The 17,516-nt window shown below is 71.2% G+C and carries 19 protein-coding genes; 11 read left to right on the top strand and 8 right to left on the bottom strand.

What is annotated here, in order from left to right; genetic code table 11:
• Nucleotides 1-8: 8 nt before the first annotated feature.
• The 5 genes from MVG78_RS17035 to MVG78_RS17020 all read left to right on the top strand — a co-directional run bounded on the left by MVG78_RS17035 (nucleotide 9) and on the right by MVG78_RS17020 (nucleotide 4,330).
• Nucleotides 9-854, top strand: coding sequence for an SH3 domain-containing protein (locus MVG78_RS17035; RefSeq protein ID WP_247553689.1), 846 nt, complete (start codon nucleotides 9-11; stop codon nucleotides 852-854).
• Nucleotides 851-1,210, top strand: a complete 360-nt coding sequence (locus MVG78_RS21605; protein WP_282615019.1) for an SH3-like domain-containing protein — start codon at nucleotides 851-853, stop codon at nucleotides 1,208-1,210. Before MVG78_RS17035 ends, MVG78_RS21605 begins: the two co-directional genes overlap by 4 nt.
• Complete coding sequence (locus MVG78_RS21600) at nucleotides 1,207-1,626, top strand: SH3-like domain-containing protein (protein WP_345892835.1); 420 nt, start codon at nucleotides 1,207-1,209, stop codon at nucleotides 1,624-1,626. The genes MVG78_RS21605 and MVG78_RS21600 overlap by 4 nt, the downstream gene beginning before the upstream one ends.
• Entirely contained in the window at nucleotides 1,532-2,125 is a 594-nt protein-coding gene (locus MVG78_RS17025; protein WP_247553679.1) for a nitrile hydratase subunit alpha, read from the top strand. Before MVG78_RS21600 ends, MVG78_RS17025 begins: the two co-directional genes overlap by 95 nt.
• An 87-nt stretch (nucleotides 2,126-2,212) precedes the next feature.
• On the top strand, nucleotides 2,213-4,330 hold the full coding sequence (locus tag MVG78_RS17020) for a hypothetical protein (protein WP_247553677.1): 2,118 nt from the start codon (nucleotides 2,213-2,215) through the stop codon (nucleotides 4,328-4,330).
• 36 nt (nucleotides 4,331-4,366) lie between these two features.
• Here MVG78_RS17020 and MVG78_RS17015 read toward each other — a convergent pair whose 3' ends face one another.
• The 4 genes from MVG78_RS17015 to MVG78_RS17000 all read right to left on the bottom strand — a co-directional run bounded on the left by MVG78_RS17015 (nucleotide 4,367) and on the right by MVG78_RS17000 (nucleotide 7,496).
• On the bottom strand, nucleotides 4,367-5,134 hold the full coding sequence (locus MVG78_RS17015) for a helix-turn-helix transcriptional regulator (RefSeq protein WP_247553675.1): 768 nt from the start codon (nucleotides 5,132-5,134) through the stop codon (nucleotides 4,367-4,369).
• A 51-nt stretch (nucleotides 5,135-5,185) separates the two neighbouring features.
• Nucleotides 5,186-5,533 (bottom strand): hypothetical protein, encoded by a 348-nt coding sequence (locus MVG78_RS17010; protein WP_247553673.1) that lies wholly within the window; start codon nucleotides 5,531-5,533, stop codon nucleotides 5,186-5,188.
• A 234-nt stretch (nucleotides 5,534-5,767) separates the two neighbouring features.
• Complete coding sequence (gene ydfG / locus MVG78_RS17005) at nucleotides 5,768-6,523, bottom strand: bifunctional NADP-dependent 3-hydroxy acid dehydrogenase/3-hydroxypropionate dehydrogenase YdfG (protein ID WP_247553671.1); 756 nt, start codon at nucleotides 6,521-6,523, stop codon at nucleotides 5,768-5,770.
• Nucleotides 6,524-6,605: 82 nt separating this feature from the next.
• Entirely contained in the window at nucleotides 6,606-7,496 is an 891-nt protein-coding gene (locus MVG78_RS17000; protein WP_247553670.1) for an NUDIX hydrolase, read from the bottom strand.
• 62 nt (nucleotides 7,497-7,558) lie between these two features.
• Here MVG78_RS17000 and MVG78_RS16995 point away from each other — a divergent pair, with 62 nt between their 5' ends.
• The 4 genes from MVG78_RS16995 to MVG78_RS16980 all read left to right on the top strand — a co-directional run bounded on the left by MVG78_RS16995 (nucleotide 7,559) and on the right by MVG78_RS16980 (nucleotide 11,079).
• The gene (locus MVG78_RS16995) at nucleotides 7,559-9,472 is read left to right on the top strand and encodes an ABCB family ABC transporter ATP-binding protein/permease (RefSeq protein WP_247553668.1); all 1,914 of its coding nucleotides are present in this window, start codon (nucleotides 7,559-7,561) and stop codon (nucleotides 9,470-9,472) included.
• Nucleotides 9,473-9,511: 39 nt separating this feature from the next.
• Entirely contained in the window at nucleotides 9,512-9,775 is a 264-nt protein-coding gene (locus MVG78_RS16990; protein ID WP_019460734.1) for a hypothetical protein, read from the top strand.
• Nucleotides 9,776-9,903: 128 nt separating this feature from the next.
• On the top strand, nucleotides 9,904-10,200 hold the full coding sequence (gene rpmB / locus MVG78_RS16985; protein ID WP_247553666.1) for a 50S ribosomal protein L28: 297 nt from the start codon (nucleotides 9,904-9,906) through the stop codon (nucleotides 10,198-10,200).
• A gap of 42 nt (nucleotides 10,201-10,242) precedes the next feature.
• On the top strand, nucleotides 10,243-11,079 hold the full coding sequence (locus MVG78_RS16980; RefSeq protein WP_247553664.1) for a sensor histidine kinase: 837 nt from the start codon (nucleotides 10,243-10,245) through the stop codon (nucleotides 11,077-11,079).
• Nucleotides 11,080-11,088: 9 nt separating this feature from the next.
• Here the strand turns inward: MVG78_RS16980 and MVG78_RS16975 are convergent, their stop codons facing one another.
• The 4 genes from MVG78_RS16975 to MVG78_RS16960 all read right to left on the bottom strand — a co-directional run bounded on the left by MVG78_RS16975 (nucleotide 11,089) and on the right by MVG78_RS16960 (nucleotide 15,655).
• A complete protein-coding gene (locus tag MVG78_RS16975) occupies nucleotides 11,089-12,057 on the bottom strand; it encodes an esterase-like activity of phytase family protein (protein WP_247553662.1) in 969 nt (322 codons plus the stop codon).
• A 5-nt stretch (nucleotides 12,058-12,062) separates the two neighbouring features.
• The gene (gene cobT / locus MVG78_RS16970; protein WP_247553660.1) at nucleotides 12,063-13,937 is read right to left on the bottom strand and encodes a cobaltochelatase subunit CobT; all 1,875 of its coding nucleotides are present in this window, start codon (nucleotides 13,935-13,937) and stop codon (nucleotides 12,063-12,065) included.
• Between the two features lie 70 nt (nucleotides 13,938-14,007).
• Complete coding sequence (gene cobS / locus MVG78_RS16965; RefSeq protein ID WP_247553649.1) at nucleotides 14,008-14,994, bottom strand: cobaltochelatase subunit CobS; 987 nt, start codon at nucleotides 14,992-14,994, stop codon at nucleotides 14,008-14,010.
• A gap of 40 nt (nucleotides 14,995-15,034) precedes the next feature.
• Nucleotides 15,035-15,655 (bottom strand): J domain-containing protein, encoded by a 621-nt coding sequence (locus tag MVG78_RS16960; protein ID WP_079253433.1) that lies wholly within the window; start codon nucleotides 15,653-15,655, stop codon nucleotides 15,035-15,037.
• Nucleotides 15,656-15,715: 60 nt separating this feature from the next.
• On the opposite strand from MVG78_RS16960, the gene MVG78_RS16955 reads away from it, so the two are divergent.
• Nucleotides 15,716-16,012 carry a BolA family protein gene (locus tag MVG78_RS16955; protein ID WP_247553633.1) on the top strand — a complete coding sequence of 99 codons (297 nt, stop codon included), beginning with the start codon at nucleotides 15,716-15,718 and terminating at the stop codon, nucleotides 16,010-16,012.
• Between the two features lie 242 nt (nucleotides 16,013-16,254).
• Nucleotides 16,255-17,493 carry an acyltransferase family protein gene (locus MVG78_RS16950; RefSeq protein ID WP_247553631.1) on the top strand — a complete coding sequence of 413 codons (1,239 nt, stop codon included), beginning with the start codon at nucleotides 16,255-16,257 and terminating at the stop codon, nucleotides 17,491-17,493.
• Nucleotides 17,494-17,516: the final 23 nt, after the last annotated feature.

The following is a 17,516-nucleotide window of genomic DNA, read 5'->3' as shown; positions in this document are numbered from 1 at the left end:
GCCTGCCGATGCGACGTTCCCTCACGCTGCTGACCTTCCTGCTCCTGACCCTCTCCGGATCGCTCGGGGCGCCCGCCGCCGTGCTGGCGCAAACAGGAGGCCAGACCGCTTCCCCGCCGCACACGCTGCAACTGCCGCCGCGCGCCCAGGGCGGCGCCCAGGGCGCCCCCCAGGGCGGTTCCGGAACCGCCTCGCGCCCCTCCACCCCCAAGCCGCAGGGCAACGCCGCCCGCCGGGAGCCCCCGACCGCCGGCAAGCCGGACCCCCGTGCCACCAAGCGGCCCGGCGCCGGTGCCAAGGCGGCTGCCGGTGCCGCCGCCGGCGCCGCTGCCGGAGCGGCGGGCGCCGCCGCAGGGGCCACCGCCGTGAAGCCGCCCGCCCCGGCTCCCGCCCCGCCGCCGGAGCCGGAACCCGCCATGGGCTCCGTGACCGGCCTGCCGCTGCCGCGCTTCGCGCCGCTGCGTTCCGACGAGGTGAACATGCGCGCCGGGCCTGGCACGCGTTTCCCCATCGAATGGACCTACCAGCGCAAGGACCTGCCGGTGGAGATCATCCGCGAGTTCGACCAGTGGCGCCGCATCCGCGACCAGGACGGCACCGAGGGCTGGGTGCACCATTCCAACCTGGGCCTGGGGCGCCGCACCTTCACCGTGCGGGGCGAGATGCACACGATGCGCCGCCGCCCGGAGGAGGATGCCGGCGCGGTGGCACGGCTGCAGCCGGGGGTGATCGGCCGCATTCGTGCTTGCGCCCAGGGCAGCGCCTGGTGCGAGGTGCAGGTCGGCGAATATCGCGGCTGGCTGAAGCGGGCCGAGATGTTCGGCGTGACGGCGGATGAGGTGATCGGCGGATGACGGAAGCGGCGCCAGGGGGAATCGCGGCCGGGGCCTCGCCCGGCACGGGCAGGGACCCGCGCGCCGCGCCGCACGACCTCGGCGCGCATCCGCGCTTCCTCTGCACGCCGGTCGATCCGCAGGACGACGCGCCGCCCGACGCCTTCGGCCGCCGGGTGGACGCGCTGCGGCAGATCCTCGCCGCCCGTGGGCTGATGACGGTGGACGAACTCCGCCGCTCGATCGAATCCATCCCCGAGGCCGAGTACCACGCGCTGACCTATTACGAGCGCTGGCTGCGGGCCATGGCGGCCCTGATGGCCGAGAAGGGGATCGTCGCCCCGGACCTGCTGGACGGGATCGGAGGCGAGGCGTGAGCGGGGGCACCCGGCCGGAAGGGCCGCTGGGGCCCGGCACCCGCGTGCGCGTGCGCTTCGACTGGCCGGAATCGCGCGGGCCCGCCCATATCCGCACGCCGCATTACCTGCGGGGGCGGGAAGGGGTCGTGCTCACCCATCTCGGGGATTTCCCGGACCCCTCGGAACTGGCCTTCGGCCGCCCGGCGCCGCTGCGCCCGCTGTATCATGTGGCCTTCGCCCAGGCGGCCCTGTCCGGTGCGGCGGGGGAGGGGGATCGACCCTGGTCGAGCTCTACGGGCACTGGCTGGAGCCGCTGGGCGAGGAAGGGAGGATATCCTGATGGCCGCACCGCCGCGCGCCGCCTATGTCGCCCTGCTGGGCCGCTTCCTGGCGGCGCTGGAGGCGAAGGGCGTCACCAACGCCGCCGAGCTTGATGCCCAGCAGGAGCGGACGGACCGCGCCTCGCCCGCCATCGGCGCCGCCATGGTGGCCCGGGCCTGGACCGACCCGGCCTATCGCGCGCTGATGCTGCGCGACGGCACCGCCGCCGCCGAGGCCATGGGGGTGAGCATGGCCGGCCTGCCGCCGCTGGGCGTGCTGGAGGATACCGAGGCGCGGCGCCATCTCGTGGTCTGCACCCTCTGCTCCTGCTATCCGCGCGCCGTGCTCGGCTACCCGCCCGGCTGGTTCAAATCCGCCGCCTATCGGGCGAGGGCGGTGGCCGATCCCCGGGGCGTCCTGGCGGAATGGGGCACGGTCCTGCCGCAGGGCGTGTCGCTGCGGGTCGTGGACAGCACCGCGGATTACCGCTGGATGGTCCTGCCGCTGCGCCCCGCCGGCACCGGGGGCTGGGATGCGGAGCGGCTGGCGGCGCTGGTGAGCGTGGAGGCGATGATGGGCCTGCGTCCGGCGGCGCTACCGGAGATGGCCTGAGGTTTGTTGTGGAGAATTGGTAAAACTCCACTTTGAGTTGCATATTGGGGATGCGATACGCGCGGTGCTGGCTTATCCTGCACCGCAATGAGACGCTTCCAACCGCAAGCCGAATGCGATCGCCTGCTGCATTTCCTGCGGCAGCGGATGATCCGGGATGTCGCCCTGGATGGGGTGTCGCGTCCCTTCCCTGCCCTGGCCCCGATGCCGGTGCTGGCATTGGCGCCGCCGGCCCATGGCGTGGCGCGCCCGCCGGCGAAGGCCCCGCCGGGCGCCGCAGAATCCATCTGGATCGTGGACAACGCACGGGTCCTGGAATCGCTGGCGCATCCGGCGCTGCGCGCGGCGGCGCCGGAACTGGCCCGCGGGCTGCGGGACACGGTCCTGGCGCTCGGGGCGGATGGGCTGGCGGCGCGGCGCTGGCTGCCGCCGAGGCTGGAGATCCGCAGCGACGACCCGCGCGCCTTCGAGGTGGTGACGGGCATCTCCCGCTTCACCGGGGACCTGTCGCGCGGGCTGGTGATCGAATCCCTGCATGATGGCGACGCACCGGATGCCGAGGCGGCGCGGCACACGGGCAACCTCGTGGAGTTCCGGCTCGGCCGGCGCGCCCATTGCCTGGATGTCGAGGACAACATCGCCGATTGCGGCCTGCGGCGCATCGAGGATGGCGTGGTGCTGTTCCATGAGAGCCGGCTCGCCGTCCCGGGCGGGCCGGGGCTGCGGGGGCTGTTGCGGCGCGACCGGCCACGCCCCGTGGGCACGCTGCGCTACGAATACGCCATCCGCGCCGGGGACCCGGTGCTGCGGCTGACGGTGACGCTGCGGGCCGAACCCGGCATCCAGCTCCGCGCCGTGCGCGTGACCACGGCCTGGGACGAGCTGAGCCTGAGCCCGATGCAGCGCAGCGTGCTCGGCGGGCGGGACGGGGCGCTGTCGCGCCATGCCCTGCCCGGAAGCGCCGGGGCATCGCTGCGCCTACATGCCGGCCCGATGGACCATCTGGCCGTGGCCGGACGCGCCGATGCTTCCGCCCATGCCCTGCATGCCCGGCCGCTCGTGCCCGGAACGGTGGCGAGCGTCACCGCGCATACCGACGGCGCGGGGCGGCTGCACTGGCTGCTGATCCGCCATGGCCTCGCTGCCCTGGCGGGGGGCGAGAGCTTCGTGGTGCGGGAGGACCGGCTGCAGCTCGCCGGGGCGGGAGAGGACACGGCGCGGGCGGTGCTGGCCATGGCGCCGGGCGGTGCGGCCGGGCGCGACCCTTCGCCGCCCGAGGAGCCCGCCGCGGCGCTGTGCGCGGTCGCGACCACGCTGCTCCTGGCGCCGCCGGACACCGGGGCGGAGGAAAGGGAGTCGCTGCTCTCCTGGTGCCAGGCGCATCTCGGCCCCCTGCTGGAACAGGCCCCGAACCTGCCGACACGGTCCCTGTGCGACCTCCTGCTGGCGCTGGATGCCCTGCTGCGCCTGCCGGGCGGGCAGGCGCGGCGCGACCTGCTGCGGGAACCGGTGCGGGCACTGCTGTCGCGTCAGGCGGAGGGAGAGGAAGGCATCTTCGCCGAGGGCCCCGGGCAGGATGGCCGCGCGGCGGAGGCGCTTTCCATGGCCAGCCACGCGGCCGGGCTGCTCGCCCTGGCGCGGCTGGCCCTGCTGGACCCCTCCTGGCCCGGCCTGGGGGATGCGCTGGCGCGCGGCGTGGCGGCCCTGCGGCTGGGGGCCATGGACCTGCCCGGCCGCGCCGCGCCGCTGGAGACCATCCTGATCCGCCGCCGTTGCAGCGACGGGCCCTGGCAGCGCAGCGGCGTGGTGTCCGCGGAGGAATGCGGGCTGCTGCTGCGCGGCCTGACCGCACTCAACCTCGTCGCGGAGGAAGGGCGGCTGGAGCTTTCCGAGGCGCTGCGGGAAAGGGCCGGGGTGATGATCGGCCAGGGACAGCGCGTGCTGCGCGGCCTGCTCTGGGACCATGGGCCGGATGGGCTGGAGGCCAGAGCCTCGGCGCTTGGCACCTCCAGGGCCAGGCTGGGCCATGGGCGTGCCCAGGCTGCCGTCCTGCAGGTGCTGCTGCCGCCGGAACCGGAAATCGCGGCGCGGGTGCCGGACTGGGCACCGAACGGGGCACCGGACTGGACGGCCACCGCCGAGTCCGACCCGGAACGGGCCGGCGATCGGGCCGGGGCGGTTCCGGTGGCCGCCGACTACTGCTGAGCCGCCGGAAGGCGGGCCAAGGGCCGGGCGGCCCCTTCAGCCCCCGACCCGGGCCAGCAGCACGGCGAGATCCGCCTGGCTGCCGCATCCCGTCTTGCGGCGGATCGCGGTGAGCTGGGAGCGCAGGCTGCCCGGCAGGACCCCGCGCATCTGGGCGATGGCGGCGACGCTCTTGCCCTCCGCCATCGCCGCCGCGAGGGCGGCCTCGGCGGCGGAAAGCCCGAAGAGCCGGCGCAGCAGCCCCTGGGAAGGCGCCTGGCGCCGGCTGGTATCGAGCACCAGCAGCAGGACCCCGGTGAAGCGGCTTGGCAGGCTGGCGAAGCCGTATTCCCCCTCCTTCTGCCGCAGCGGCAGGGCCTGGACCAGCCAGGGCGGCGCGCCGGAAGGGCGGGGAATGGCGAAGCTCCCCGCATCCGGCAGCAGGCGCACCTTGCCGCTGGCCGCGGCCTGGGCGGCGTTCAGGGCGCCGGTCGCGGCGTGCCGCGCGGCCGGCTCGGCGCAGAAGATCCCCTGACGGTCGAGAGTGAAGCCATCCGCCCGCGCCGCCATGGCCTGGAGCGCCGCATTGGCCAGGACGAGCCGGCCGTCGGCGGACAGCACGGCCACGCCCTGGTTCAGCGCATCCAGCCCCGCCGCGGTGGCCAGCGGCCATTCCGCCGCGTTGAGCCGGGCCTGGGCCACCAGCACGCGCTGGATATGCGGGTAGAGGAAGCCGAGGATCTTCTCCTCGCGTGTGTCGAAGGCCTCCTGCCGCATGGGACGGTGCAGGGCGAGGGCGGCCGACACGTCGCCGACCGTGTGCACATGCACTCCCAGCGCGTGGAAGGGCGCGTCCGGGCCGCGCAGGAAGTCGTTTCAGAAGGCCGTGCGGGTGAAGATCTGCGGCGAGACGAGGCGTGTCATGTTCAGCACGCCGGGGCCATGCCGCAGCGCCGCCTGCCACCAGGGGTCCTGATGCACCCAGTGGCGGCCATATTCCGCCATCCGCGCGGGGTCGAGATTGCCATGGGCGACGGCACTGCCACGCAGGATCTTCTGGCCGTCGTATTCCGTCACCATCGCGGCGTAGGAGGCGGCGCCCAGAAGCCCCGCGATGCGCTCCAGCACCCGCGGCAGCCCGGTCCCGTCCAGCAGCGCGGCATAGAGTTCGAGGGCCAGGGTTTCCGGGGAAGCGTCGTCGTCGCCATGGCTGATCGCGAGCAAGGCCACCTCCCCAGGCTCGATCGAATTAACGGGGAGATTGCAAGTTTTTGAGCCCCTTGCGATCACCCGATTGGGTGATGTGGTAAAGAAAGGGTTAACGGAAACACGCGGGACGGGAAGGCCCACCCCGGCACCGCCCACCTCCCACCGGAAGGCCCCGGGGAAGAGACTTCCCTCCGGGGCCGGCGGTCATGGGCCCAACCTCACTAACCCAGCTTCAGTACTAACCCAGCTTCAGTGGCCCGGCTTGTGGACACGCAGCGGGCCGAAGCTCTGGGCGACCGGCATGACCTGCAGCATGTTCACATTGACCCGCGCCGGGCGCGTCGCGACCCAGTGGATGGCATCGGCGATGTCGTCCGGCGTCAGCGCGTCCGCGCCCTCATAGACGGCGCCGGCCTTCGCGTCGTCGCCATGGAAGCGGACATTGCTGAACTCCGTGCCGCCCACCAGGCCCGGCTGGATGTCCGTCACCCGCACCGGCGTGCCGAAAAGGTCGGCCCGCAGGTTCAGGCTGAACTGGCGCACGAAGGCCTTGGTGGCGCCATAGACGTTGCCGCCGGGATAGGGCCACTCGCCGGCGGTGGAGCCCAGGTTGATGACATGGCCGCGCTGGCGCTCAATCATGCCCGGCAGCAGCGCGCGGGTCAGGTACATCAGCCCCTTCACGTTGGTGTCCACCATCGTGTCCCAGTCGTCCAGGTCGGCCTGCTGGGCAGGCTCCAGGCCGAGGGCGAGGCCGGCATTGTTCACCAGCACATCGACGGCGGCCCATTCCGCCGGCAGCCCCTCGACCGCCTTGAGCACGGCCGCGCGGTCACGGACATCCAGCACCAGGGGCAGGATCTTGTCGGCGCCGAGCTCGGCCTTCAGCGCCTCCAGCCGCTCCGCCCGGCGCCCGGCGGCGATGACGCGCGCCCCGTCGGCGGCGAAGCGGCGGGTGATGGCGGTGCCGAAACCGGCCGTGGCGCCGGTGACGAGAACGATCATGGCAGCGGACTCCCGAAAGGGCCTTGAGTGGGACAGAGGTACAGCACCTCGCCGCCCCGGTGGAAACCGGGGAGGCGGATCGTCAGCGGAACCGGTTCAGGCCCTGGCGGAGCTGGCCGCCGGGGTCCCCGGCCAGTCCTTCCCGCAGGAACAGGTCGATCAGCACCAGGTTGACGTTGAACTTCACCCGGTCGCCATCCCGCACCGCCTCCAGCACACGCGCGGCGGGCCAGAGCTCGAAGCGCTCCACCTCGTCATCGCCGGGCACGGGGGTGAAATCCTCGGGCAGCTCGATGTCGAAGCAATGCAGCACGTCGCGCCGCAGCCCCTCATCCGGATTCGCCATGACATAGGAGACGGTGCCGGCCGGCCGCGCGGTGGCGGCCAGGGCGGCGGGCATGCGCGCCTCCTCCTCCGCCTCCTTCAGCAGCGTGTCGCGGGGCGAAAGCCCGGCCGGGACGCCGCCGGCCACGATGTTGTCGAGCTGCCCCGGCGCCACCGGTTTGTGGCGGGAGCGCCAGCCCATCCAGAGATGCAGCCCGTCCGCCCGGCGCACCAGCCCGTTGAGATGCACACCCTGGCTGGGAATGCCGAGAAGGGCGATGGCGCCCCGGTCCAGCACGGCCAGGACCGGCCCGCCGGGCGCCGCGCGGACGTCGAACAGCTCCTTCCGCGGCCGGAAGACCCCTTCGGCGGCCAGCTTCGCCGCCAGCTCCGCCAGGGCGGCGGAGCGTTCGGCCAGGCTGGCCAGGGCCGGATCGAGCGTCACGCCCTCCGGACCCGCCCGGAAATGCGGGGAGAGTTCCGGCAGGCGCGCCGCCAGGGCCGGAGGCAGCCACCCCACCTGTTCGGCACCCAGGCGCAATGGCGTGTACCGGCCGAGATCGGGGTGGTCGTTGCAGGCCTGGATGTGGCGGAGGAGGCGCGGGTCCATCCCATGCAGATGCGCCACGCCGGACTGGCCTGCAACCATTTGGCTTTGCGGGCGGGCGGACTCTGCCCATCTGGGAGGAAATCCTGCGAGTTTTCCGACTGATGGCCGAATCACCTCCCGCCCGCACGGGCGGCAACCATGTCCAGACGCTGCGCAACCTCGCCCCCTATCTCTGGCCCCGCAACGAGACCGGCCTGCGGGTCCGGGTGGTGCTCGCCCTGGCCCTCCTGGTCTGCGCCAAGGTGGCCAATGTCTACGTGCCCATGGCCTATGCCCGGGCGGTGGATGCGCTGACCCCGCACGCCACGGCGGCGGGCGGCATGGCGGCGGTGGCCGCCGTGCCGGTGGCGCTGGTGCTGGGCTACGGGCTGCTGCGGGTGGCGAGCTCGCTCTTCGCGGAACTGCGCGACGCGGTCTTCGTGAAGGTGCAGGCCCGCGCCGCGCGGCGCATCGCGCTGCAGGTCTTCCAGCACCTGCACGCGCTCAGCCTGCGCTTCCACCTGGACCGCCAGACCGGCGGCCTGTCGCGGGTGATCGAGCGCGGGACGCGGGGGATCAACTTCGTCCTCGACTTCATGCTGTTCAACATCATCCCCACGATCTTCGAGATCCTGCTGGTCGCGGCGATCCTGTGGAAGATGTTCTCCTTCGCCTTCGCGGCCGTCACGCTGGGCACGATCGGCCTCTACATCGCCTTCACGCTCACCTTCACGAACTGGCGGCTGCGCTTCCGCCGGGCGATGAACGAGATGGACCAGGACGCCAACAGCAAGGCGGTGGACAGCCTGCTGAACTACGAGACGGTGAAGTATTTCGGCAATGAGCGGCATGAGGAGCGGCGCTACGACGCCTCGCTCGCCCGCTACGAGCGCGCCTATACGCGCTCCGAGACCACGCTGAACATGCTGAACGCCGGCCAGGCGGCGATCATCGCCGTGGGGCTGACCACGGTGATGCTGATGGCGGCCAGCCGCGTGGCCGCGGGCAGCATGACGGTCGGCGACTTCGTGCTGGTGAACACCTACCTGATCCAGCTCTACCTGCCGCTGAACATGCTGGGCTTCGTGTACCGGGAGGTGAAGCAGGGGCTGGTGGACATGGATGCCATGTTCACCCTGATGCAAGAGGAGCGGGAGGTGGCCGACCGCCCCGGCGCCCCGGCCCTGGCGGCGGGGCCCGGCGAGGTGCGGTTCGAGGCGGTGCGCTTCGGCTACCGGCCGGACCGGGAGATCCTGAAGGGCGTCTCCTTCACCGTGCCGCCGGGGCGGACGCTGGCCATCGTCGGGCCGACGGGGGCGGGGAAGTCCACCATCTCCCGCCTGCTGTTCCGCTTCTACGACACCTCCGCCGGCCGGGTGCTGGTGGACGGGCAGGACATCCGCGACGTGACGCAGGAGAGCCTGCGCGCCGCCATCGGCGTGGTGCCGCAGGACACGGTACTGTTCAACGACACCATCCGCTACAACATCGCCTATGGCCGCCCAGACGCGACCCAGGAGGAGATCGAGCAGGCGGCGAGGCTCGCCCAGGTGCACGACTTCGTGCTGCGCCTGCCCGACGGCTACGACACGCGGGTCGGCGAGCGGGGGCTGAAGCTCTCGGGCGGCGAGAAGCAGCGTGTGGCCATCGCCCGGACCATCCTGAAGGACCCGCGTGTGCTGATTCTCGACGAGGCCACCAGCGCCCTCGACACCCGCACCGAGAGCGAGATCCAGTCCGCCCTGCGCGGCGTGGCCCAGGGGCGGACCACGCTGGTGATCGCGCACCGGCTTTCCACCGTGGTGGATGCCGACGAGATCATCGTGCTGCAGGACGGGCGGGTGGCCGAGCGGGGCAGCCATGCGCGCCTGCTGGCCGAGGACGGGCTTTACGCCGCGATGTGGCGGCGGCAGTCCGAGGCGGTGGCCGCCGCCGAGGCCGCCGCGGCCGCCGATCTGGACGCGGACCGGGGCGCGGGAGCCGCCCGCCGCCGGCACGGCCTGGCCGAAGGGGCTTCCACCCCGGCCACGGCGTGACCATGTTGCGCCCGACTGCATTCTTGAGGAGAGCCCCTGATGGCGTCTGACAACCCGGGGAACAACAAGCTCGACGAAATGGCCCCGGAGGATCTGAGCCATGCCGGCTCCATCGTGGACAAGGCCATCGAGTACATGACGGAGCAGAACATCGCCCCGATCTCGGTCGCCTCGGCCCTGCTGGGCGGCGCGCTGGGGCTGATGGCGCGCTCGATGGAGGACAAGGCCATCGCCCGCGTGCTGCGCAGCGCCCTCGAATCGGTGGAGCGCGGCGAACTGGAGAGCATGCGCGGCTCCCACTGAATCCCGCCCCGGAGGGGCTGGGCAACCCTGGCCGGACCCTTCGGCGGGGCAACAAAACTTGACGTCACGGGCCGGGTGGGCCATAGGGCCGCCCTTCCCGCGCGTTCGCGAATTCGAGGTTTAACGACATGGCCCGCCGCTGTGACATCACCGGCAAGGGCGTGCTGACCGGCAACAACGTCAGCCACGCCAACAACAAGACCCGCCGCCGTTACCTGCCCAACCTGCAGCAGGCGTCCTTCTTCTCCGATGTGCTCGGCACGGCGGTGCAGCTTCGCCTGACCACCAACGGCATCCGCACGGTGGAGCACAATGGCGGTCTCGACTCCTTCCTGCTCGGCACCCCCGACCGGAAGCTCGGCACCGAGGCCCTGACCCTGAAGCGCCGCATCGAGCGCGCCCAGGTCAAGAAGCAGGCGGCGTAATCTTCGCGGGCTTTTAACCATTCCCCTCTATAATGGGGGGAAATGGACCCCGTTTCGATTCTGCTGCCCCTCGCTCTCGCGGCCCTGCTGGCCGCGCTGGGCCTGGGGGTCGCCGCCCTGAGGCTGGCCCGCCGGGCCCGCACCGCCGAAGCCGAACTGGCTGCCCGGGAGAATGCCCTGGCGGCCCAGCGGCGCCACCTGGGCGTCCTGGCGCGTGAGCTGACCCGCCCCGGCCTGGAACTGATGGCCCTGTCGGAGCGCCTCGCGCAGCATCCCGACCTCACCGTCTCCACCTCCCTCTATCTCCAGACCATCGGCCGTCTTCGCAGCGGGGCCGCGCATCTGCTCAACCTCGCCGACGAGACCGGCGACAGCCTCGCGGAACAGCAGGCCGAGCGGGGGGAAGGCCGGCGGCTGTCCGAGGAGCCCCTGCGGCTGGGCGAGATCCTCCAGGAAGCCCTGGCGGAGGTGCAGCGGCCCATGGGGGAAGGCATGCGCCTGTGGCGGATCGACCCGGAATGCGAGAACGTCACCCTGCTCGGCGACCGGCGGGCGCTCGGCCGCGCCCTGTTCCAGATCCTGGCGCGGGCGGTGCGGGACACCGGCATGGGCGACTGCATCGCCATCCATGTCCACCGCCAGCCGGGCCGCTTCGCCCTGGTGATCGAGGATGAGGGCCATGGCGCGACCGTGGCCGATCTCGGCGATACCATGGTCATGCGCGCCGGGACGCGCGGGCTGGAACTCGGCCTCGCCACCTCGCGCGACCTCCTGCACGCGCATGGCGGCGACCTGACGGTCGAGGCCATGAGCGGCATCGGCAGCCGCGTCTGGATGACGCTGCCGGAGCACCGGCTGCTCAGCGCCGCCGGAACCTGAACGGCCATCTCAGAGACGGACCACCATCAGCAGCGTCCGCTGGATGGGCAGCCCGTTATCGTCCGAGATGAGGGCGGCCAGCCGCTGCCCCCGGTGGTGGAAGACACTGACTCCCTCCCAGTTGTCGGTGGGCAGGGGGGAGGCCAGCTCCAGCAGCCTGTCCCCCTCCAGCACGCTGCCAACTCCGGCCTGGGCCAGACGCTCCGCCGGGATGTGGCACAGCCGCCCGCGCAGCCCGTCCAGCCAGGAGAAATGCCGCTCCAGCACCAGCGCGCCGCCATCCGGCAAAGGACAGGCATCGGAAGGATCGAAGCCCGGCGAGGGACGATAGGCCAGGGCCTGCCAGCGCCCGGGACCGCCGATCCAGGCATGGCGCAGCGTGCCCGATGCATCCGCGCGGTACTTCTCGGCGATGGCCAGCCAGCGCCCATCCGCCAGCACGGCGAGGCTTTCCAGCCCGCCATTCAGCGGCGCCTCCTCCAGCCCTGGCGGTGCCTCCACCGGCTCGGCCGGGCCGTTCAGGTCGCGATAGCGCCAGATCCGGTGCCAGCGCTCGAAGCCGACCAGCCAGGAGCCGTCCGGCAGCCGGGCGAGGCTCTCCGCATCGGCCGAGAAGGGAACGGGCAGAGCCCGCCAGCGCGCATCGTGCAGGCGTCCCACCCGCGGCGCCTCCAGCCGCAGCGGAGCTCCCCGCTCATCCAGCACGAGCCGCGCATGGCACCAGGCGCCACGATCGCCGATCGCGGTGAGGAGAAGGTCGTCGGAAACATGCAGGCCCGACAGGCCCTCGCCACCCAGGCGCCGGGCATCCAGATCCAGCACCCCCAGCACGCGCTCCGCCCCGAAGGGCGGGTCGCCCTCCGGTGGCGGCAGCGGGCGCGAAAGCGGACCGCCGCCAGGGCGCAGGGCCAGGGCACAGCCGCCCAGCCCCGCCATGGCCGTCAGCAGCCCGCCCCCGAGCAGGCGGCGTCGGCGCAACGGCGTCAGATCAGGGCGGGGGAGCGTTCCGCGGCGGCACGCTGATAAGCGGCCGCGGCATCCTCGTCGAACAGCTCGGCCAGCTTCTGCATCATGGTGCCGCCCAGCTCCTCGGCATCCACGATGGTCACGGCGCGGCGGTAGTAGCGCGTGACGTCATGGCCGATGCCGATGGCGACCAGCTCCACGATGTCCCGGCCCTCGATATCCGCGATCACCTTGCGCAGATGGCGCTCCAGGTAATTGCCGGGATTCACCGAAAGGGTGCTGTCATCCACCGGCGCGCCGTCGGAGATGACCATCAGGATGCGCCGGTGCTCCGGCCGGGCCAGCATGCGCTTATAGGCCCAGTCCAGTGCCTCACCGTCGATATTCTCCTTGAGCAGCCCCTCGCGCAGCATCAGGCCGAGATTCTTGCGCGCCCGGCGCCAGGGCTCGTCCGCGGCCTTGTAGACCACGTGACGCAGGTCGTTCAGCCGGCCCGGGTTGCGCGGCTTGCCATCCTGCACCCAGCGCTCGCGGCTCTGGCCGCCCTTCCAGGCGCGGGTGGTGAAGCCCAGGATCTCCGTCTTCACCGCGCAGCGTTCCAGCGTGCGGGCCAGGATGTCGCAGCACATGGCGGCCACGGTGATCGGGCGGCCGCGCATCGAGCCGGAATTGTCGATCAGCAGCGTGACGACCGTATCGCGGAAATCCGCCTCCCGCTCCCGCTTGTAGGACAGGGAATAGGTCGGGTTGGAGATGACGCGGGCCAGCCGCGACACGTCGAGCAGCCCTTCCTCCAGGTCGAACTCCCAGGCGCGGGCCTGCTGCGCCATCAGCCGCCGCTGCAGCCGGTTGGCCAGCTTGGACACCACGCCCTGCAGGTGGGAAAGCTGCTGGTCGAGCTGCTGCCGCAGCCGGGCCAGCTCCTCCGGATCGCAGAGATCCTCGGCGCCGACCTCCTCGTCGAACTTCCGCGTATAGGCGCGATAGACCGAGGCGTCGTCGGAGGCGGGGACCTCCTTGCGCTGCTGCGGCCCGCCCGGGCGGTCCTCGCCCTCGGCGGCGGAACCGTCCTCCTCCTCGCCCTCGCCCTCGTCCTCGGCGGCCTCGCCCTGGGCCTGCTCGGGCTGCGCGCCGAGCATGCTCTCGGCCTCCTCGGATTGGGCCTCGCCCTCGCCGGAATTGTCCTGGACCTGGGAGGAGTCGGCACCCTGGTCGCCCTGCTGCTCCTCGTCCTCGCTGCTCTCGGCCTCCACCTCGGCCTCGGCGAGGTCGAGCGCGGTCAGCAGCTTGCGGGCGGCGCGGGCGAAGGCGTCCTGGTCCTCGGTGCTGTTCGCCATCTCCTCCAGCGCGGCATCGGCGCGTTCGCCCAGCGTGTCGCGCCAGAGGTCGAGGATGCGGCGGGCTGGTTCGGGGGCAGGCTCGCCGGTCAGCTTCTCCCGCGCCAGCAGGCCCAGCGCCACCGGCAGGGGCAACTGGTCCTTGCGGGTCATGCGGTCATAGCCCTCGGCCTCGGCCTGCTCGGTCAGCCGGGCCTGGAGGTTGGCGGCGACGCCGGCCATGGCCCGGCTGCCGACGGCCTCGACACGCGCCTGCTCCAGCGTGTCGAAGACCTCCTTCGCGTCGCGGCGCGCGGGCAGGCGGGCCGCGTGGGTGGCCTCGTCGTGGTAGCGCAGCTTCAGCGCCACGGCATCGGCGGCGCCGCGCAGGCGCGCCATCTCGGCGGGCGGCAGGGCGCGGGTCGGCAGCGGCAGGCGGGCGCGCTTGCCGGTCAGGCCGGAAGGGCCGGGCTGGAAGGCCACCTGCACGTCATCGGTGCGGGCGATGGCACGGACCGTGCCGGCGGTGGCCCGCTTGAATTCCTCCTGACGGGACGGATCCTTGGAATTGCTCACGGAAAACCTCTCCCACCAGCCGCAGTCATCCTGTGGGGGCGGAAGGGCCCTCCCATCCGCCCCGTCGCCGTCAGGCCTTCACGTAGAGGCCCGTCGGGATCTCCTCGTTGAAGCAGCGCTGGTAGTATTCGGCCACCGTGGCGCGCTCCGCCTCGTCGCACTTGTTGAGGAAGGAGAGGCGGAAGGCGAAGCCGACATCGCCGAAGATCTTGGCGTTCTCGGCCCAGGTGATGACCGTGCGCGGCGACATGACGGTGGAGATGTCGCCGGCGATGAAGCCCGCGCGCGTCAGGTCGGCCAGCGAGACCATCGCCTCGATCTGCTTGCGGCCCTTGGCATCGGTCACGCCCATCTTGGCGGAAACGATGTCGGTCTCCTGCTTGTGCGGCAGGTAGTTCAGGGTCGCCACGATGTTCCAGCGGTCCATCTGGCCCTGATTGATCTGCTGGGTGCCGTGGTACAGGCCGGTCGTGTCGCCCAGGCCCACCGTGTTGGCGGTGGCGAAGATGCGGAAGCCCGGATGCGGGCGGATCACGCGGTTCTGGTCGAGCAGGGTGAGCTTGCCCTCGACCTCCAGCACGCGCTGGATCACGAACATCACGTCCGGGCGGCCGGCATCGTACTCGTCGAACACGATGGCGCAGGGCCGCTGCAGCGCCCAGGGAAGGATGCCTTCCTTGAACTCGGTGACCTGCTTGCCATCCTTCAGGACGATGGCGTCCTTGCCCACCAGGTCGATGCGGCTGATGTGGCTGTCCAGGTTCACGCGGATGCAGGGCCAGTTCAGCCGGGCAGCCACCTGCTCCACATGGGTGGACTTGCCCGTGCCGTGATAGCCCTGGATCATCACGCGGCGGTTGTAGGCGAAGCCGGCCAGGATCGCGAGCGTGGTGTCACGGTCGAAGCGATAGGTCGGATCGCGCTCCGGCACATGCTCGGTCGGGCTGGAGAAGGCCGGGACTTCGAGGTCCGTGTCGATCCCGAAGACCTCGCGCACCTTGACCCGCGCGTCGGGCATGTCGGGACGGCGATCGGGCAAGGTGGCGATGGTGTCCATCGGGGGGTTCCCGCTTCTCAGTGTCAGTGTGGCAAGGGCCTCAGGCGGCGACGCTGGTCGCCTGGGCCCCCATGGTGGCGAGCCGCTTGCGCAGCAGACTGTAGGCGCGGTTCACGTCCTTGAGACGCTCCTCGGCCGACTTGTCGCCTCCGTTGGTGTCGGGATGATAGCGCTTGGCGAGCTCTTTCCAACGCTCGCGCAGCGCATCCTCTTCGAGGGGCCAGCCGAGGCCAAGCACGTCGAGCGCCGCACGGAGCTCAGCTGGGGCCTTGGTCGCCGATTTTCGAGGGGTGGGCTTGGCATCGGCGAAGAGTCCGAGCGGGTCCTTGAGCTGCGAGGGGTCGAACTTGCCCTGCATGCCGAGGCGGCCAAGGGGCCAGGTCGGGCGCTGCCAGCCGGAATCCTCCTTGAGGTGGACCTCGATCTCCTCTGGCGTCATTCCCTTGTAGAAGTCCCACGCCTGGTTGTAGGCGCGGACGTGTTCCAGGCAGAAATGATAATAGTCGCGCAGGCGGGACCGGTCGCGAGGGGCGCGAAACTCCCCGGCCGCCTCGCAGCCGGGGAAATCGCAACGGCGGAAGCTGCTGCTTCCGGGTGAGGGCGGAGTGTGTGTCGTGCCGCGTCGGGCCATGGTGTCCCCCTTATGGGCGTCCGGCGCCATGCGGGCAAGGCAGTATCCTACGCTTCACAAACATCGGTAACGCATGGAAAAAGCGGTTGCATGATCCCACAGCATCCTCATCCTGCCGGCGCGCGCGCCACCCGACTGCATGCCGCGCTGGCCACGGCCTTTCCGGGCGCCGAGATCGCGGTGCGTGACGACAGCCACCGTCACGCCGGCCATTCCGGTGCCCGGCCGGGGGGCGAGACGCATTATGCCGTGCGGGTGGTCTGGCCGGGCTTCCAGGGGCAATCCCGGGTGGCCCGGCAACGCGCCGTGAATGCTGCCCTGGCGGAGGAGTTCGCCGACGGCATGCATGCCCTTGCCATCGAGGCCAAGGCGCCGGGCGAGGGCTGAGGGGGTTCAAGCCAGAGGGGGTTTATCGGGCGGGGGAAGGCCGGGGGGAGCTGGCCTGTCTCCGAAATATTTCACGATCCGGAATCCGAGCATTTTCTTGCTCGTCGGTGCGTTGCCGTGGCAATGTCTCAAGATCTGGATGTGGATTCATTTTAGAATGCATTGGCTGCCATGTCTTGCCGGACGGGTCGAATACCCGTCCGCGGCGCCTCTCTGCTGATCGATAAGGGGGATCAGGACGAATGCCTTCCAGGCGCTACCATGAGCTGGACGTCGTACGAGGTCTCGCCGCCTTCATCGTGCTTCTTCACCATGTCTGGATGTCGTTTCCGCAGGCCTTCTACGTGCCGCCGCTGGCCGAGGCATCCGGGCCGGCCGACTATCTCTTCTTCGCGCTGAAATACACGCCGGCACGGTTCCTCGTGGCCGGGCCGGGCTGCGTCGCGGTCTTCTTCGTGCTGAGCGGCTTCGTCCTTTCCGCATCCTTCCAGAACGGGCGCGGCATCTCGTACGGGGCATATGTGGTGAAGCGGCTCTGCCGGATCTACCTGCCCTTCGCCGTCGCGGTGCTGGTGGCGGCCGCCCTCTATGCCGCAACCTACAAGGGTGCCGTCCCTGGCATGAGCGTCTGGCTGAACAAGACCTCCTGGTCCGTGCCGCTCACGCCGGAACTGCTCATCGGCCATCTCGCGGCCTTCGGCATGGAGCCCTACCACGATCTGAACGCCCCGATGTGGAGCCTGATCGTCGAGCTGCGCGCCTCGCTGATCTTCCCGCTGGTCTTCCTGATGGTGCGCAGCCGCAGCCCCTGGGCGCCGCTGCTGGCCCTGGTCCTCTACATGGCGGCGGCCGGCTTCATGAGCCAGGATGACCAGACCCTGCCCACGACCCCGCTGGGCAGCCTCGCCTTCCTGTTCCAGTGGATGCCGCTCTTCTTCCTCGGCTCGGCGCTCTGGTTCCAGCGTGAAAGGCTGGAGCGGCTCTTCTCCGGCCTGCCCGCGCTGGCGCGGCTGGGACTGGTGGCCATGGCGCTGCTGCTGCTCGGCATGCCCGCCTGGGGGCCGGTCTCCACCACGAGCATGGTGCTGAAGCTGGTCTGGATGCTGGGCATGGGCTTCGCCGCCACGGTGATCATCACCGCCGCGATCAGCACGGCCCTGTTCCACCGCCTGGCGGCCATCCGGCCGCTGCGGCGGCTCGGGGAGATTTCCTACAGCCTCTATCTGTTCCACCAGATCGTCATCCTGGCGATGGTGCATGGGCTGGTGGGCATCCTGCCACCCGGCCTGGCGGTGCTGCTGGCGATCCCCGTGTCGCTGGTGGTGGCGGAACTCGGCTACCGGCTGATCGAGGTGCCCAGCATGCGGCTGGGCCAGCGGCTGACCCGAGGTACCCGGCTCGTCCCGGAGGTCCGCCCGGCGCGCGAATCGATGCGGGCGCCCAAGGAGCTTGGCACCGCCATGGTGGGGGAGCGCCGGTAGGCGGGGCGGGGCGGGGCGGGGCG

The sequence above is a fragment of the Roseomonas gilardii subsp. gilardii genome, from assembly GCF_023078375.1.
GTDB lineage: Bacteria > Pseudomonadota > Alphaproteobacteria > Acetobacterales > Acetobacteraceae > Roseomonas > Roseomonas gilardii.
The sequence above is the reverse complement of the archived record's forward strand: the minus strand, read 5'-3'. Positions and strand labels throughout refer to the sequence as shown.

What these genes read in the sequence shown, in the direction of transcription:
- MVG78_RS17020 (WP_247553677.1), top strand. Translation starts at nt 2,213, where the DNA reads ATGAGACGCTTCCAACCGCAAGCCGAATGCGATCGCCTGCTGCATTTC.
- MVG78_RS17000 (WP_247553670.1), bottom strand. Translation starts at nt 7,496, where the DNA reads ATGGTTGCAGGCCAGTCCGGCGTGGCGCATCTGCATGGGATGGACCCG.
- MVG78_RS21605 (WP_282615019.1), top strand. Translation starts at nt 851, where the DNA reads ATGACGGAAGCGGCGCCAGGGGGAATCGCGGCCGGGGCCTCGCCCGGC.
- MVG78_RS16960 (WP_079253433.1), bottom strand. Translation starts at nt 15,655, where the DNA reads ATGGCGCCGGACGCCCATAAGGGGGACACCATGGCCCGACGCGGCACG.
- MVG78_RS16995 (WP_247553668.1), top strand. Translation starts at nt 7,559, where the DNA reads ATGGCCGAATCACCTCCCGCCCGCACGGGCGGCAACCATGTCCAGACG.
- MVG78_RS16955 (WP_247553633.1), top strand. Translation starts at nt 15,716, where the DNA reads ATGATCCCACAGCATCCTCATCCTGCCGGCGCGCGCGCCACCCGACTG.
- ydfG (WP_247553671.1), bottom strand. Translation starts at nt 6,523, where the DNA reads ATGATCGTTCTCGTCACCGGCGCCACGGCCGGTTTCGGCACCGCCATC.
- rpmB (WP_247553666.1), top strand. Translation starts at nt 9,904, where the DNA reads ATGGCCCGCCGCTGTGACATCACCGGCAAGGGCGTGCTGACCGGCAAC.
- MVG78_RS17025 (WP_247553679.1), top strand. Translation starts at nt 1,532, where the DNA reads ATGGCCGCACCGCCGCGCGCCGCCTATGTCGCCCTGCTGGGCCGCTTC.
- MVG78_RS17035 (WP_247553689.1), top strand. Translation starts at nt 9, where the DNA reads ATGCGACGTTCCCTCACGCTGCTGACCTTCCTGCTCCTGACCCTCTCC.
- MVG78_RS16990 (WP_019460734.1), top strand. Translation starts at nt 9,512, where the DNA reads ATGGCGTCTGACAACCCGGGGAACAACAAGCTCGACGAAATGGCCCCG.
- cobS (WP_247553649.1), bottom strand. Translation starts at nt 14,994, where the DNA reads ATGGACACCATCGCCACCTTGCCCGATCGCCGTCCCGACATGCCCGAC.
- MVG78_RS16950 (WP_247553631.1), top strand. Translation starts at nt 16,255, where the DNA reads ATGCCTTCCAGGCGCTACCATGAGCTGGACGTCGTACGAGGTCTCGCC.
- MVG78_RS16980 (WP_247553664.1), top strand. Translation starts at nt 10,243, where the DNA reads ATGGACCCCGTTTCGATTCTGCTGCCCCTCGCTCTCGCGGCCCTGCTG.